This window comes from Micromonospora sp. WMMD736, assembly GCF_049179015.1.
Taxonomy (GTDB): Bacteria; Actinomycetota; Actinomycetes; order Mycobacteriales; family Micromonosporaceae; genus Micromonospora.
Map to the genome: position 1 here is coordinate 4655732 of NZ_JBMHMI010000001.1, position 14054 is coordinate 4669785.

General features: G+C 68.0%; 18 protein-coding genes. 12 read left to right on the forward strand and 6 right to left on the reverse strand.

Annotation, left to right across the window (positions count from 1 at the left end; translation table 11 throughout):
• The first annotated feature begins 165 nt into the window (after positions 1 to 165).
• The 6 genes from ACN269_RS20995 (at position 166) to ACN269_RS21020 (ending at position 5651) form a co-directional block, all read left to right on the forward strand.
• On the forward strand, positions 166 to 1416 hold the full coding sequence (locus ACN269_RS20995) for an acyltransferase family protein (protein ID WP_421474015.1): 1251 nt from the start codon (positions 166 to 168) through the stop codon (positions 1414 to 1416).
• Positions 1417 to 1599: 183 nt separating this feature from the next.
• Complete coding sequence (locus ACN269_RS21000) at positions 1600 to 2151, forward strand: RNA polymerase sigma factor (protein ID WP_396800621.1); 552 nt, start codon at positions 1600 to 1602, stop codon at positions 2149 to 2151.
• Positions 2148 to 2954, forward strand: a complete 807-nt coding sequence (locus tag ACN269_RS21005; protein ID WP_421474016.1) for a zf-HC2 domain-containing protein — start codon at positions 2148 to 2150, stop codon at positions 2952 to 2954. Before ACN269_RS21000 ends, ACN269_RS21005 begins: the two co-directional genes overlap by 4 nt.
• An 11-nt stretch (positions 2955 to 2965) precedes the next feature.
• Complete coding sequence (locus ACN269_RS21010) at positions 2966 to 3763, forward strand: ATP-binding cassette domain-containing protein (RefSeq protein ID WP_421474017.1); 798 nt, start codon at positions 2966 to 2968, stop codon at positions 3761 to 3763.
• A complete protein-coding gene (locus ACN269_RS21015) occupies positions 3760 to 5082 on the forward strand; it encodes a hypothetical protein (protein WP_421474018.1) in 1323 nt (440 codons plus the stop codon). Before ACN269_RS21010 ends, ACN269_RS21015 begins: the two co-directional genes overlap by 4 nt.
• Positions 5079 to 5651 carry a hypothetical protein gene (locus ACN269_RS21020; protein WP_421474019.1) on the forward strand — a complete coding sequence of 191 codons (573 nt, stop codon included), beginning with the start codon at positions 5079 to 5081 and terminating at the stop codon, positions 5649 to 5651. Before ACN269_RS21015 ends, ACN269_RS21020 begins: the two co-directional genes overlap by 4 nt.
• Positions 5652 to 5660: 9 nt before the next feature.
• Here ACN269_RS21020 and ACN269_RS21025 read toward each other — a convergent pair whose 3' ends face one another.
• Entirely contained in the window at positions 5661 to 5987 is a 327-nt protein-coding gene (locus tag ACN269_RS21025) for a hypothetical protein (protein WP_421474020.1), read from the reverse strand.
• Positions 5988 to 6464: 477 nt separating this feature from the next.
• Here ACN269_RS21025 and ACN269_RS21030 point away from each other — a divergent pair, with 477 nt between their 5' ends.
• The 4 genes from ACN269_RS21030 to ACN269_RS21045 all read left to right on the forward strand — a co-directional run bounded on the left by ACN269_RS21030 (position 6465) and on the right by ACN269_RS21045 (position 8284).
• Positions 6465 to 6773, forward strand: coding sequence for a hypothetical protein (locus tag ACN269_RS21030; protein ID WP_421474021.1), 309 nt, complete (start codon positions 6465 to 6467; stop codon positions 6771 to 6773).
• A gap of 83 nt (positions 6774 to 6856) precedes the next feature.
• A complete protein-coding gene (locus ACN269_RS21035; RefSeq protein WP_421474022.1) occupies positions 6857 to 7360 on the forward strand; it encodes a DUF4279 domain-containing protein in 504 nt (167 codons plus the stop codon).
• Between the two features lie 165 nt (positions 7361 to 7525).
• The gene (locus ACN269_RS21040; protein WP_421474023.1) at positions 7526 to 7843 is read left to right on the forward strand and encodes a hypothetical protein; all 318 of its coding nucleotides are present in this window, start codon (positions 7526 to 7528) and stop codon (positions 7841 to 7843) included.
• A 51-nt stretch (positions 7844 to 7894) separates the two neighbouring features.
• The gene (locus ACN269_RS21045; protein ID WP_421474024.1) at positions 7895 to 8284 is read left to right on the forward strand and encodes an Imm32 family immunity protein; all 390 of its coding nucleotides are present in this window, start codon (positions 7895 to 7897) and stop codon (positions 8282 to 8284) included.
• Between the two features lie 78 nt (positions 8285 to 8362).
• Here the strand turns inward: ACN269_RS21045 and ACN269_RS21050 are convergent, their stop codons facing one another.
• The 4 genes from ACN269_RS21050 to ACN269_RS21065 form a co-directional block, all read right to left on the reverse strand.
• Positions 8363 to 9211 (reverse strand): hypothetical protein, encoded by an 849-nt coding sequence (locus tag ACN269_RS21050; RefSeq protein WP_421474025.1) that lies wholly within the window; start codon positions 9209 to 9211, stop codon positions 8363 to 8365.
• Positions 9212 to 9560: 349 nt separating this feature from the next.
• A complete protein-coding gene (locus ACN269_RS21055) occupies positions 9561 to 9818 on the reverse strand; it encodes a Txe/YoeB family addiction module toxin (protein WP_421474026.1) in 258 nt (85 codons plus the stop codon).
• Positions 9815 to 10054 (reverse strand): type II toxin-antitoxin system Phd/YefM family antitoxin, encoded by a 240-nt coding sequence (locus ACN269_RS21060; protein WP_421476469.1) that lies wholly within the window; start codon positions 10052 to 10054, stop codon positions 9815 to 9817. Before ACN269_RS21060 ends, ACN269_RS21055 begins: the two co-directional genes overlap by 4 nt.
• A gap of 68 nt (positions 10055 to 10122) precedes the next feature.
• A protein-coding gene (locus ACN269_RS21065) for an IS3 family transposase (protein WP_421471394.1) occupies positions 10123 to 11288 on the reverse strand; the annotation gives its coding sequence in 2 pieces (ribosomal slippage) (positions 10123 to 11001 and positions 11004 to 11288; 1164 coding nt in all).
• A gap of 289 nt (positions 11289 to 11577) precedes the next feature.
• On the opposite strand from ACN269_RS21065, the gene ACN269_RS21070 reads away from it, so the two are divergent.
• Positions 11578 to 12045: a hypothetical protein gene (locus tag ACN269_RS21070; RefSeq protein WP_421474027.1), complete on the forward strand. Its 468-nt coding sequence runs from the start codon at positions 11578 to 11580 to the stop codon at positions 12043 to 12045.
• Between the two features lie 469 nt (positions 12046 to 12514).
• Here the strand turns inward: ACN269_RS21070 and ACN269_RS21075 are convergent, their stop codons facing one another.
• Positions 12515 to 12799 carry a hypothetical protein gene (locus ACN269_RS21075; protein WP_421474028.1) on the reverse strand — a complete coding sequence of 95 codons (285 nt, stop codon included), beginning with the start codon at positions 12797 to 12799 and terminating at the stop codon, positions 12515 to 12517.
• A gap of 217 nt (positions 12800 to 13016) precedes the next feature.
• On the opposite strand from ACN269_RS21075, the gene ACN269_RS21080 reads away from it, so the two are divergent.
• Complete coding sequence (locus ACN269_RS21080; protein ID WP_421474029.1) at positions 13017 to 13877, forward strand: hypothetical protein; 861 nt, start codon at positions 13017 to 13019, stop codon at positions 13875 to 13877.
• Positions 13878 to 14054: the final 177 nt, after the last annotated feature.

Below are 14054 nucleotides of genomic sequence, written 5' to 3' on the forward strand. Positions count from 1 at the left end.
TCGGACGCCGAGCAGGTGCAGAGACCCCGGAGTGCCTGCGCTGCTCGGTCCCGAAGGGCTGGTGGCCGACAGGCCCCTCTGCCGCTGCGGTGGGATGCCTGGCATTATGCCTGGAGCGCCAGCCGACCCTCGGTCAGGCCGATGCCCAAAAGGTGCCAGATCACGATGAATTCCGCCAAAGAACGCATGCCTCGGGTCGAATCATTGACCGGGTTGCGCTGGTTCGCCGCGTTCGCCGTCTTTCTGTTCCACGCGAACCAGATCATCAAGCTGCCCACCGTCTACGGCATCAGGCCCGGTGACTTCTTCCGCTTCGGTGACGCCGGGGTCACGTTCTTCTACGTCCTCTCGGGCTTCGTGCTGACCTGGTCGTTCTCTCCCAAGGTGGGCGCCGGGACGTTCTACTGGCGCCGTTTCGCCCGGGTCTGGCCCGCGCTCGTGGTCAGCACCGCCATCGCGTGGGTCAGCTTCGACCAGGTCTGGCACGAGTCCTGGAAGCGTACGCTGCTGAGCCTGTCGCTCATCGAGTCGTGGTTTCCTCCGGCTGCCTTCTCCGTCGCCAACCCGGTCGCGTGGTCGGTCTCCTGCGAGGCCTTCTTCTACCTGCTCTTCCCGTTCGTCATCCGGCCGCTGCTGCGACTTCGGCTGCCGGCGCTCGCGATCGTCGCGGCGGTCGGCCTGTTCGTCGAGTGGGCCTACTGGTTCTTCGTGCAGGATCTCATCGATCCGAAGCAATACTGGATCGACTTCTCCTGGTATATCCGCTTCCCGCCGATCCGATTCATCGAATTCCTGCTGGGAATGATCGCCGCCGCCGCCCTCCTTCGCGGATGGCGGCCGAAACTCAACCTGTGGGTCGCCCTGTCGACGGTGCCCGCCTCGGTGCTGCTGCTGTGGTGGGGCGCTCGGCTGGGCTGGTGGGGTCCGCACTGGTCGCAGCAGGGCCTGGTGCCCGCCTGCGTCCTGGTGGTCCTCGCGGCCGCGATCCGTGACGTCTCCGGACGGCCCTCGATCTTCCGGAGCAAACCACTCGTCGCCCTCGGCGCCTGGTCCTACGCCTTCTACCTGGTGCACCTGTCGGTCATCCACTGGCTGATGGGCACGGTGAAGGCCAGCCCCGCGAGCTGGACGAACCTCAAGGTCCTCCTGATCTGGACGGTGATGGGCATCGCCCTGGCCTGGGCCTGCTACCGCTGGATCGAACACCCGGTGGAACGTTTCCTGCGCAATCTCTATCCGCTACGCGTGCCGCCTGCTCCGCCTGCGACGCCCACGCCACCCGCGGTTCAGGAGCCACAGGAACTGGCTGTGGCATCCGAGCAGCCCACCGAGGTCATCCTGGCCGGGCGCGGGGTCACCAGCCACGAATTCGAGCCTGGCGTCTATCGCAGCACCGGGAGTTACGACGCCCGATGATCCGGGAGGCGACCGGCTAAGTCCGGTCCCGCTGCTCGATGTCCTGTTCGGCCCGCGTCGCAGCGGGCCGAACAGGACATCGAGGGACGCGCAACGCCATTGCCGGCCGGACGACCCGGTGGGAGTGACGACGGTCACAGTAGCGTGGAACCCGATCTCGGAGGGGCGGTCGTCTTACCTGTCGTGAGACGAAGCCTGGACGCGGCTGACGAGCAGGAACTCGTCCGCCGGGTGGCCCGCGGTGACCGGCGGGCCTTCGACGAGCTGTACCGGCGTACCGCGCCCTGGTTGGAGGTGCGCCTGCGCCGCCGGTGCGCCGACCCGGACGTGGTCGCCGACGTCCTCCAGGAGACCTACCTCGCGGTCTGGCGGGCGGCCGGCAGCTTCACCGGCGACCAGGTCAGCGGCAGCGCCGTCGGCTGGCTGTGGACCATCGCCGCGCACCGCCTGGTGGACGCGTTCCGGCGTCGTTCCCGGCAGGCCCGGGTGCCGCAGGTGCACCCGGTCGAGACGGTCGTGCCCGCCGCCGAGGACGAGGCGCTCGCCGGTCGGGTCGGGCAGGAACTCGAACAGGCGCTCGCCGTGCTGCCGCCCGAGGTCCGCGCGGTGCTACGTGCCACCGTCCTGGACGGCTTCACCGTCCGCGAGACGTCCGTGCTGCTGGGCGTACCCGAGAACACCGTCAAGTCCCGGATCCGCCGCGCCCGGATCGTCCTGCGGGAGGCACTGTCATGAGCACGCATCCCACCCTCAACGACATCGACCGCTACGCCGACGGCGATGCCGGTCTCGACGAGGCGACCGTCTGGTCGATCGAGGTGCACCTGGAGAGCTGCGCCGACTGTCGCGCCCGCCTCGCCGGCAGCACCACGGCCGAGTCGCGCGCCCTGGTCGCCGAGGTCGCGGCAGTCGTCGACCGTGCGATCGCCGCCGGGCCCGCCCCACGGTCCACAGCCTTCCTCCGTACGCCGCTGCGACAGCGCTGGTTCGTGGCGGCACTGTTGCCCTGGGTGGCCATGACCGCCGGGGTGCTCGGCACGGCGGCCCTGCTCACCTACTTCCTGTCCGAGCTGCCGTCGATCGTTTTGCTGCTCGCGCCCCTCGCGCCGCTGCCCGGTGTCGCGGCGGCCTGGAGCAGACGCGGTGATCCGGCCTGGGAGCTGGTCATCGGCACCCCCTCGGCCGGTCTGACGATGCTCCTGCGCCGTACGACGGCGGTGCTGGTCCTCGTCATCCCGGTGCTCGGCGTGCTCGCCGCCTACGGGGCGGGCCGGGTGAACCCCGCGCTGATGCTGCTGCCGTGCCTGGCCTTCACCGCCGCCACGCTGCTGCTCGGCTCCCTCGTCGGTGTCCGCCGCGCCGCGGTCGGGCTGATGGCGGCCTGGGCCGCCGCCGTGGTCGCGCCCAGCCTCGCCACCGCCGAGTTGCCGGTGCTCCTGGAACCCGCGGCCATCGGCGGGTGGGCCATCGTCACGGTCGTGCTGGCCGCCCTGACCCTCCTACGCGCCGACAGCTTCCGGCGCCTCACCTCGTTCTGAAGGGAACCACCATGCGAGCGGTGAGCCTGGCCGAGACGGCCACCACCATCCACCCCTGGGCCATCCACGCCGAGGCGCTGAAGGTGCGCGCCGGTCGGCACCTGGCCGTCGACGGGCTCGACCTGAGCCTGGGCACCGGCGTCCACGGCCTGCTGGGGCGCAACGGCGCGGGCAAGACGACGTTGATGCGTGCGCTGGCCACCGTGATCAAACCCGCCGGAGGACGGCTCACCCTGCTCGGCAGTTCGGTGGACGGTCGCGCCGACCTGCGCCAGGCCCGGCGTTCGCTGGGCTACCTGCCGCAGCACTTCGGCTACTACCCACGGTTCACCGTGCGCGAGTTCGTGGCGTACCTGGCCTGGCTGAAGGAGATGCCGAAGCCCGACATCCCGGCGGCCACGCAGCGCGCGATCGACCGCGTCGGACTCAGCGCCAAGGCCGACGCCAAGCTCCGCACACTCTCCGGCGGGATGCTGCGCCGGGCCGGCGTCGCCCAGGCCATCGTCAACGATCCACGGGTGCTGCTGCTGGACGAACCGACCGTCGGCCTCGACCCCGAGCAGCGCCTCGACCTGCGCGAGCTGCTGCGCGACCTGGGCACGGACGCGTGCGTGCTGGTCTCCACCCACCTCGTCGAGGACGTGGTCGCCGCCTGCACCGAGGTGGTGCTGATCAACGAGGGGCGGTTGGTGTGGCAGGGCACGCCCGCCGGTCTGGCTGCCGAGGGCGACGAGCGCCACCCGGGCGACAGTCCCGCCGAACGCGGCTACTCGGCGCTGCTCCGCCGGCACGAGGAGGCCAACCGATGAGTGTCCTGCGGATCGAACTTCGGCGCTCCGCCGCGGCCGGCGCGGCACTGCTCGCGTTGGCGGTCGGCGTCGCCGCCCTCTACCTCGCCCCGGGCCGCTGGTCGGAGGGATGGATGTCCCTCACGCTGACCAGCAAGGAGTACCTGCTCCTGCTCTGGCCGATCGCGCTCGCCGCCGGGGCGTGGCAGGGCCGCCGCGAGCACCGGGCCAAGGTCGGGGAACTCTTCGCCACCACACCCCGGTCCCGCGCTCGCCGGATGCTCCCGGTCCTCGTCGCGATGGGCGCCACGCTCGGGCTCGCGTTCCTGCTGGTGGTCGGCGCGGGCGGCATGCGGATCGCGTCCACCGCCGCTTACTTCCCACCGGACGTCGTCGCCATCACGCTGGTCGGCGCGTTCTCCCTGGTCGCGGCGGCCTGGCTCGGCCTGGGCATCGGTCGGCTGCTACCCGCCCTGGTGACCGCCCCCGTGCTCGCCGTGGCCGGTGTGCTGCTGGTCTTCTTCACCGCGATCATGCGGCCGGACTGGGTGGGCGCGATCCTGTCTCCGGCGTACGGCAGCAGCGCGTTCTATCCGTTCCAGACCATCGACCCGCAGGTCACCACCGTGCTCGCCATCTTCATGGGCGGGTTGGCGCTCACCGGCGTACTCCTGCTGGTCGCGCAAGGTCCACGGACCGCGACGGCCGCTGTGCTGCCGGTGCTGCTCGGCTTCGGCGTCGCGGCGGCGATCGTCCCCCGCGACGAGGCGAGCCTCGTCGCGCCGATCGACCCCGTGGCCCGCGAACTCGTCTGCACCGACGACGCACCGAGGGTCTGCGTCACCCGGGTCAACGCGAACGTGCTGGACGCGCTGACCCCGCTCGCCCGTCAGGGCCTGGCCGCCCTCGGGAAAATGCCGGACGCCCCCACGCAGGCGCACGAGGACACGCGGGCCTACCTGATCGGGGATGTGCCCGCCCGTGACCCCGAGGTCGTCACGATCGACGTCCGGATCGACGACCACGGCGGCCTCGCTCATCCCGACGCCGTGGTCCCGCAGATGGTGTTCGGCCTGGGCGCCGGATACGGCGGCCCGGACTGCGAGCGCGACGGCGCGGTCGAACGAGCCGCCGCCTACCACCTGCTCGGCCGCGAACCGGTCTCCGACGTCGGCGTCATCCCCGGAATGATCGAGGAAGATCCGCAGCTCAACGCCGAGGCGGTCGCCCTGTGGCGGGAGCTCCAGAAGCTGCCCGCGCCGGAGGCGCTCTCCCGCGTGACGGCCGTACGCGACGCGATCCTGACCTGCCAGAACCCCACCGGACTGCTGTCGCGATGATCCTGCACCTACGCGCACGACGCGTACCCCTGGCACTGGCCGCGTCGGTCGGCGTGGCAGCCCTGAACTGGGCGCTGTGGCTGACCCTCTCCACCGAGCGCGATGTCGTCCTCCTGCTCGTCGTGCTGACGGTCACGCTGATGGTGGCGGCCCTGTCGACCACGCTGGCCGCCCCGGACGAGGACCTGGAACGCACGGCCGCACTGCGCTGGCCGTGGCGGCGCGCCGTGCACCTGCTGGCCGTGCTGGTACTCGTACTCGTCGTGCTGCTCGCCACCCAGCTCACCGGCGCGCGTTTCGGTCCCACCGCGCTGGTGGTCCGCGACTCCGCCGGCCTGCTCGGTCTCACCGCGCTCTGCGCGACGGTCGTCGGCGCGGCCCGCGCCTGGTTCCTGCCCGTGGGCTGGGCGGTCGTCGCCGCCATGTTCCCCCAGTCGAGCACGTGGGGCGCGCTCGCCACCTGGCCGGGCCAACCCCACACCAGCAGGTCGGCCGCCGTGGTCGCGGCCGTCCTGGCGGTCACGGGCATTGTGGCGTACGCGATGCGCGGCGCCGCCCGACGCGAGTGACGGACGCGCTCAGCGATCGGCGATGCGTCGCCACCACCACGGACTGTCCTGTGGCCGGCTCGGATCGTGCAGGGTTCGGGCGCGGTGCCGCTCAGCAAGGGGACCCATGATCGCCTGGACCTCGCGCCTGCCGGCAATGGGGACCGCCCTGGCGATCCTGTGCCGGGTGTCCATCGCCTGACGCGGGTCACAGCAGGGGCAGTCGGCGTCCTGATCGAGCGTCAACACCGCGCCGGATCGCCGGAGAAACCGCTCCAAGGTGGCGACGGCCGAGGCCATCGACTCCACGTCCTCACAGCGCCCTGCCTGTGCGGCTTCGGTGATCTGCCGCAGCACCTTGGCCGAGATCCCGTCGGGAACACGGGGGGAGGCGTCGGCGTGCTTCGTATACCGAGGCAGTCGTAGATCGCGGGGAGGCCTACGGCTCATGATCCATTCTTTGGGGTCGCCATCTCGCCATGATGACATCGTGCGCCGTACCTGGACATCCGAAAATCCCCGGACCCGGCGGGGCATCACGGCGGTACGTCAGCGCTGACCCGCGTAAGAGTGGGCTGTCAGCCGAGCCGGAATCGGTGACCGATGTCGAGGCGGCATGGGGTGCGTTCGCCGAGTTCATGCAGGTGGAGATCGACGGCGTCGACCCAACTCCGGACTCCGACGCTGATGGTTTCATCGTCCAGTAGGGACGGTTTCCCGTCCGGTCGCGCTGGAGTGCGGCCCCGACGAGCAGCGGCCTGTCGTTCGAGTGCGTCTGCGACTGTAGGCTCACCGGCCCCAATGAAACTGCGGTAACACACCCGGAGGCGACAGATGGAGACGTGGCGTGTCGTAGCGGCTGTCATCCTCGGCGCAGCTCTGAGCCTTCTCGGCGTCGCACTGGCCACCAATTTTCGCGGGGTGACGGAGTGGCACGTGCGGCAATCGATGTCCTTCGCGGGCGGGTTGCGGCGGATCCCGCCCTGGCGTTGGCTACCCGATGTCCCGGATGAGGAGCGTCTGGCCCGCTTCATCCTGCTGGAACGGGCGATAGGCGTAGCTTTCGTAGCGGCCGGCATCATGATTCTGGTGACTGTCGGCTACAGCGCCTTGACCGGTCAACCGATGCAGAAGGTCAAGTAGGCAGCCTGCCCTGCGGCGGTCGTGTTGCCAGGTCATCGCTCGGATGGACCCGCCCTGCTCAGGCGTTGGTGTGACGAGAGGCGATGATCCGGTACACCACCTCGTGGCCATCGACGGCTACCTCGACCGTTGTCATGATCGACGCTATGCGGGTGCATCAGTACGTCTACTTCTCCTTGCGATCGGACCACATGCCGGCTCACGAGATGGCGGCGCGGTTGGGTCTCGGGGCAGACGAGGTGACCGTCAAGGCCAGTAAGCGAGAGAGCCCTCCGGTGCCGCGTGTTCATGCGTGGAGGGTCGTGTGCCGTGACAGCGGCCTGACGCTCGAAGAGCAGATCGACCGTGTCATCGACCGGCTTGAGCCCTTCGCCGATGAGATCGCGGCCCTCGCCAGAGAGATCGATGCGTCGGAGGGGGAGGGCGTCACCGGAACGCTCCAGGTAGTGCGCCACCTCAGTGACGATGGCGACGCGGAGGAGAGTCCGCAGCATCAGTCTCTCGGCTGGCATCTCGACCGCCGGATATTGAACTTCCTGCACCACACGGGAGCCGAGCTCGATGTGGACGAGTACGGCGATGACTGAGGCTTGGCCCGGTTGGACGGGCAATCGGCTAACGTTCGGCCAGTGGCGGCCCAAGCAGCGGGTGCATATCGTCGGACACCCATCGAGCGAGCTGATCAGCGCATCTCCTGGAACCGGACGGACCAGGCCTTCTTCGCTGCCGGAGCGTGTCACATCCTCGCCTGGATGTGCCGGGCCTCCTATCCGGACCGGCCAATCGAGATCGCGGGAGTGCGGCTGGCAGGCGGATGGCAGGTCTTCCACGTCTATGCGCTCTGGGACGGCTGGGCGTTCGACCACTCGGGCTGGAACGCCGAACTGGAGCTGCTGGAGGCCAACATCTCCTTCGAGGGCCGCCCGCTGGAGAGCGTCAAGATCGTGGATGGTCTCGCCGAATTCTGCGAGGCGCACCACTCCCGCATGCCACACCAGTACTGGCAAGATCCGCTGCCCCGTGCCCGTGACTACGTGAGCCGGTACACCCCGCCGTGGGCGCGGTCCTGACCCTTGGGCGGCTACTCGGCCCCGGCTCGCCCACTACAGGACAATGCGCCGATGGATGACCACCGGCGCTGCCGTCTCTCCGCCAGCGACGCCGAATTGGAGCTTGCCGGGCCCCCGGCTGCGCTCCGCGCCCTCAGCCGGCTGCTACGCCACCACGTTGAGCCCTTCGAGGTGGCGGTCACCGACGGGGCCGTCGGCCAGGAGGTGACCGCAGGCCCGCTGCTTGTCAGTCTGCTCGGCGGGACCACGCTGCACTTCTCCGGCGGGCACGAGTATCTCGACATCATCTGGGACGCGCTCGATGGCGTGGCCGAGCAAGCCGAGACCGCCGACGACCGGGCAGTTCGCCGGCATCAGCACATCGAGTACTCCCCTGGTGACGAATACCGGTCGCCGGACTCAGTCTCATTGATCATCGCGGCTGATTGGCCAGACGCATGAACAACGGCGTCCAGCCATTGACGCCACCAACTCCGACCGACGATCCGAGGGTATGCCGGGGTAGGCCCGGTCCAGTGGTCAGCGGTCGCCGGTCACGGCCTGCGATCCGGAATGTCCGGCACGAACCGGCATCAGGAAGGTTGCGGTCGTCAGTGCCGGGGCGCCGAAGCGGAAGTACGCGAAGAGGACCGCGTGCAGCCACGCGGCGGGCCCGGTCAGGCGCAACGGCTCACTGTCGGCGAACAGGAGCACCACACCGTGCGCGTCCAGGTGATATTCCATGACGGCGGCGTGGTCGAACGACAGCCACCGCCCGGAGGAGTGGCACCAGGTTCTGGTGGGAGTGAGCACCACCCGGGTCAGTTGGTGCTCGCGCCACTGTGGGCGGGCCAGCCGCTCGGCTCGCGAGCGGACACTGCTGTTGCCGACGGCGTTGGCGAGCAGAGCGCCAGTGACGAAGGCCGCCGACCCGAACGCCAGCGCCGAGGTCTGCTGGTAGGTCACGGTGGTGCTGTAGTGCCGCGCGTAGTGCAGTTGGGCGTCCAGGTGAACCGGTTCCTCGATGAGGAATCCCGGCGTGGACACCGGGCCGGGCTGTCCGCCCAGGGCGAGAAATTCGAGGGTACGACGCGCCGCGTCACGACCGTCCGCCCACGACGTGTCTATGGCAGGAGGCTTCAGCAGCCGGCCGGTGCCGTAGCCAGCGACGTAGGTGGCCAGTGCCCATGGGGCGGCGACACCGACCACGGCCACGGCGAACCAGCGGCGGTGTCCGACCCCACGTCGACGACGTCCTTCGGCCACACCCACGCACAGTCCGGTGATCGCCGTCGCGACGACGTAGGCGGCGGCGACCAGTACCAACAGGGCCAGCAGGGCGCTGGTATCCGAGCAGGCGTCCGGCACCTCGGCCTTTGGATCGCTCATCGACGAGCCGTGCGCCTGGAGGCATCGCTCCGTGGACCGGTACGACCGGTCGACGCCCCACACCAACGTTGGTGTGGCGACCGCGGTGGCCACGGAGGTGAAGGTCCAGTGTCGGCTCGTCGGTGCAGGAGGCACGAAGGACATGACCGACCGCTGCTCCCTCCGTCACCGAATCGGCACGTTCCGCCGCGCGATGCTACCGCCCGCGCACCCTGTCATGGGGGCCGTGGCGCAGCGGCACCGAGGCGTCGGTGGCCGGTGCGATGCGAAGCTCGGACGTCCAACGCCGACGGCTGCCGGACGAGCGGACGGCATGGCCCAACCGCGCTGCCGGTTCCAGTCCGGTCCGTTAGCGGTCGCCGTAGTGGTAGCGGCAGGCGATGATTCCGACGTCGTCTTCGGCGATCCGGTACACCAATCGGTGTTCACGATCGATCCGGCGGGACCAGAAGCCGGACAGCTCGCCCCGCAGGGGTTCCGGTTTGCCGATGCCCTCGTATCCGTTGCGCATCACGTCCGCGATGAGGTCGTTGATGCGCTTGACCGTCTTTCGGTCCGTGTGGCTGAGGTACTGGCTCCACGCTGTCGCGGTGAAGACCAGCCTCATGCAACATCCCGCACGGTGGCCGGGTCGACCAGATCCCGCTCGGCCGCGTCGCCCTTCCCAAGCTCCGCCATCGACCGGCGCAGCGCGGCGGCGTTGCTCGGGTTGCGCAGGAGATATTCGGTCTCCTTCATCGACTCGTACTCGGCAAGCGGCACGATCACCACGGGCTCGTGGCCGGACCGGGTAACCACCACTTCCTCCGCGTCGTTGATGACGCGGTCGAGTTCGGCGGCCAGGTTCTGCCGTGTACCTCAGGCGGGTCTGGGGGCAGGGGGTCTGCTGCACCGATAGGTGACAGTTTCAGTCACGCGGCCTGACTGGCCGGTCGGGTCATGATGGTCTCGTACTCGACGGGGGTCAACCGGGACAGGGATCGTTGGCGTCGGCGGCGGTGGTAGGTCCGTTCGATCCAGGTCACGATCGCGGTCCTCAACTGCTGCCGGGTGGTCCAGGTGCGGCGGTCGAGGACGTTGTTCTGCAGCAGGCCGAAGAACGACTCCATGGCAGCGTTGTCGCCGGCGGCGCCGACCCTGCCCATCGACCCGGTCACGTGGTGCTGGTGGAGAGCGTGGACGAACTTTCGGCTCCGGAATTGCGACCCGCGGTCGGTGTGCAGCACGCAGCCGGCCACGTCACCACGGCGGGCTACGGCGTTGTGCAGGGCGTTGACGGCCAGCCTCGACTTCATCCGTGAGTCGATGGAGTAGCCGACGATCCGGTTGGACCACACGTCCTTGATCGCGCACAGGTAGAGCTTTCCCTCGCCGGTGCGGTGCTCGGTGATGTCGGCCAGCCACAACCGGTTCGGGCCGTCGGCGGTGAAGTCCCGCTGGACCAGGTCGTCGTGTACCGGTGGACCGACCTTGCCGCCCTTGCCCCGACGCTTTTTGCTGAACGCGCTCCACCAGCCCATACCGGAGCAGATCTTCCAGGCGGTGCGCTCGACCATCGGCTGGCCGGCAGCGCGGGCCTCGTCGGCCAGGAACCGGTAGCCGAACTCCGGGTCGTCGCGATGGGCGTCGAACAACGCGTCCGCCCGATACGCCGCTACCAGGTCGGCGTCGGTGACACGGTGGGCACGCCACCGGTAGTAGGGCTGACGAGCGATGTTCAATACCCGGCACGTCACCGCCACGGGGATCCCGTCGGCGGCCAGCTCGCTCACGAGCGGGTAGAGCCTTTTCCCGGCAGATGCGCCTGCGACAAGTAGGCTGCGGCCCGGCGCAGGACCTCGTTCTCCTGCTCCAACAACCTGATCCGCTTACGCGCCTCGCGCAGCTCGGCCGACTCGCTGCTGGACGTCCCAGGGGTGGCGCCGGCGTCGACGTCGGCCTGGCGCAGCCACTTGAACAAGGTCATCGGGTGCACGCCGAAGTCCTTGGCGATCTGCTCGACCGTCACGCCTGGCTCGCGGTCACGAGCGACCCGCACGACGTCATCGCGGAACTCTCGGGGGTAGGGCTTGGGCACAGCGACATCCTTCCAGCTCGCCGTCAGGGCAAGCCATCTCAGATGTCACCTATCGGTGCAGCAGACCCGTCAGACGTAGAAGCGGAACTGAGGTCCGCAAGCTCGTAGCCAGCGGAGTCGAACTTGGACGTCCGCTCATGCGGCGTCTGGGGCTGACATTGTTCGGCACCGGTTGACGACGTTTCACGGTGTCTTGTGCCCTGCCTGCGTCCCAGAGCCTCCGTCGAGGCGTCCCGGACGCCTGCTCTCGCCTTGGCCCGTGATTCACGCAACGCCTAGCCTCGGCGGCATGGAGCAGCTGCGCGACCTTGCCATCCGGCTGGCGATGGACGAGCCGGTCGGCGATGACCTGCCGATGGCGGCTGCTCACGCTCTGACCCGAGGCGTCGACTCTCCGAGCTTGCGTGAGCTCGCTGGACTCTCAAAGGGCCAGTCGCGGGAGGCCGTGGACCTGTTCCGGCAGGCGATGCACGAACTGGGCTGTCCGGTGCCGGACAAGAGCGGCGCCCGGCTGCACCTCATGCGTGAGGCGGCGGAGAACATCGTTGTGGGGAAGGACGACCCCGAGGACCTGGCCCACGAGATCTACTGGCAGGCGTACTACTCAGGAATGCCGGAGCTGCGAGCGGTCGGCGATCGCTTCCTAGAGCTGTACGCCGGATGGGGCGCGACACATGACCAGGCGGAGGTAGCGGTAGCGGCCATGAAGGCTGCGGCGCAGTCGTTCCTTCGCGACCATGCAGCCCCTACTCCTTGACCCCCAGGCAACCAACACGACGTCCTGACCTGCGGTGGCTGCCGGCTACGCTGAGCAGGATCGTCCACCAGTGTCCACCCACGTCCAGCGTTGTGCTTCTTGATCGTCACCCAGCTAGCCACTCAGGAAGGTGCTCGTGGCCCGGTTCCCGAATGGCGTCGAGCCTGCTCCATCGTGTCTCGGAACGGTGACCCTGCACGAGGATGACTCGACGGAGTGCAGCCGACAGAACTGTCCGGCGACGAGCAGCATCCATTGGGACGTTGAAGCGTGCGAGACGACTGGCTGCACCCGTTGCCCGTCGGGACCGACGTGGAGCCACTGGACGCCTTCGGTGTGAAGGAATGATCGGTCGCGGCTGAGCTGCGCCGGCATCTGGGTGGAGTTGGTCGACGGTTCGCGAGCGTCCACCGCCGTCCGGTGATGTGTCTCGCCGTCGTCACTCAGTTAGTCACCCCGAACGGTTCCTCTACGAGCGGGTGCTTCGTCTTGTTCTACGACGCAGAACCACGCTGAAGGAGCCGATCGCGGCGAGCCCGACTCCACTGATGGCCGCGATCGCACTGGGTGCCACCTGGTTGATTGCACCCGGGCTCATCGCCACGACAGCCAGGACGGCAAGTACAGAGATGACGACGATCGCGACGAGCAGCCGCGCCAGTGGCACATCAGAGTCATTTGAACTGCTCAGCTGGCGTTGGTTAGGTTGGGGAGGTATGGTTGCCACGTAGTTCTGTCCTTTGCTGATCTTCACCGGGTCGGGGGATTGAACTTTGCGGCTCTCTGGGTGCAACCAGGGGGCCGCTTCTTTGCTTGGTGTTGCGGTTGCTATTGCGACTGTACGACCGGGCCGGACATTGGCCATCAACTACGGTTGAGTTCCGTGACTGGCCACCATCCGACACCAGGTGGTGGTGCTCAGGAGACTCTAGGGCTTGGCGTCGGCGCAGCTATCAGCCAGAGTTGAGTCCATGAGTGCTACGTGGCGTTGGGCCTCCCCCGCCAGGGGACCAGCGGGCTACTCCTGCAACCGGCTGCAGAAGCACCTGTGGACTGCCGCCTTTAATCATGATCCAGATGAGCCTCTCGATGAAGCGACCGAGCAGCTCTTGGTCGCTATGCATCCCGCTGAGATTGTGCTTCAGGTGCTGCGCCGAACTCTGGACTTGAGGTCTGAGCTGCAGATGGAGACGGCGGCCCTGGTCTTCGAAGCACGGAAGCTGGGTGGCAGTTGGGGCGAAATCGGCCGTTTCGCTTGGGTTACGGCGCAGGGAGCGCAGAAGAGATATGGGTCAGGGCTGGCCGGGAAAGCCCTTGAACGTATCCGAAAGATTGGCTGGCAGCTGCCTCCGGAGGACTTTCGGCGATGGGATGATTATTGCAAGACGCCGGCTCAAAGAATGGTCATCCTGGAAGCGTTTCTGGGTGAGCCGAGCAACATCGATGATTACGCCCCATTGGAGCGCGTCTTCCTTCTTGTTGAAGGGGCGCAGGAGGTCCTGAGGCAGCTTGGCTATGAAGCGGAAGGGCTTGTTACTGACGCTCGCTACCGTGGGGCTACCTGGGCCGGCGTAGGAGAATCCCTGGCGATCAGCCCTCAAGGTGCGCAGAAGAAGTTTATGCATGGAATTTCACCAGAGGCTGTCAAATACTTGGATCATGAAATATCGGCGACTGCGTTGATGCGTCGGGCGATCATTAATATGAACGTCAAATACGACTTGACTGAAGAAATTGATAAAACGTGGGAGGGCTTCTTGCGAGAGCAACGACTTCTTGATCTGACGGCTGTGGGTCGCATGCCCCGTAGCGAAAACGGCTCTCGTGGCTAGCGACAGATGTAGTCGGCGGGGCGAGGCGGCCAACTGAGGCCGCGGTGGGGATGCGACGCGCGCTACCCGGGCAGGCCCTGACCTGCCGGCGACTGCCGGCCCGAGGGGTCGCAGAGGCTCCGGGGTCAAGGGCGGCCCGTAGGGCCGTCGCGCAGCGATGCGAAGCACCCTTGAGGT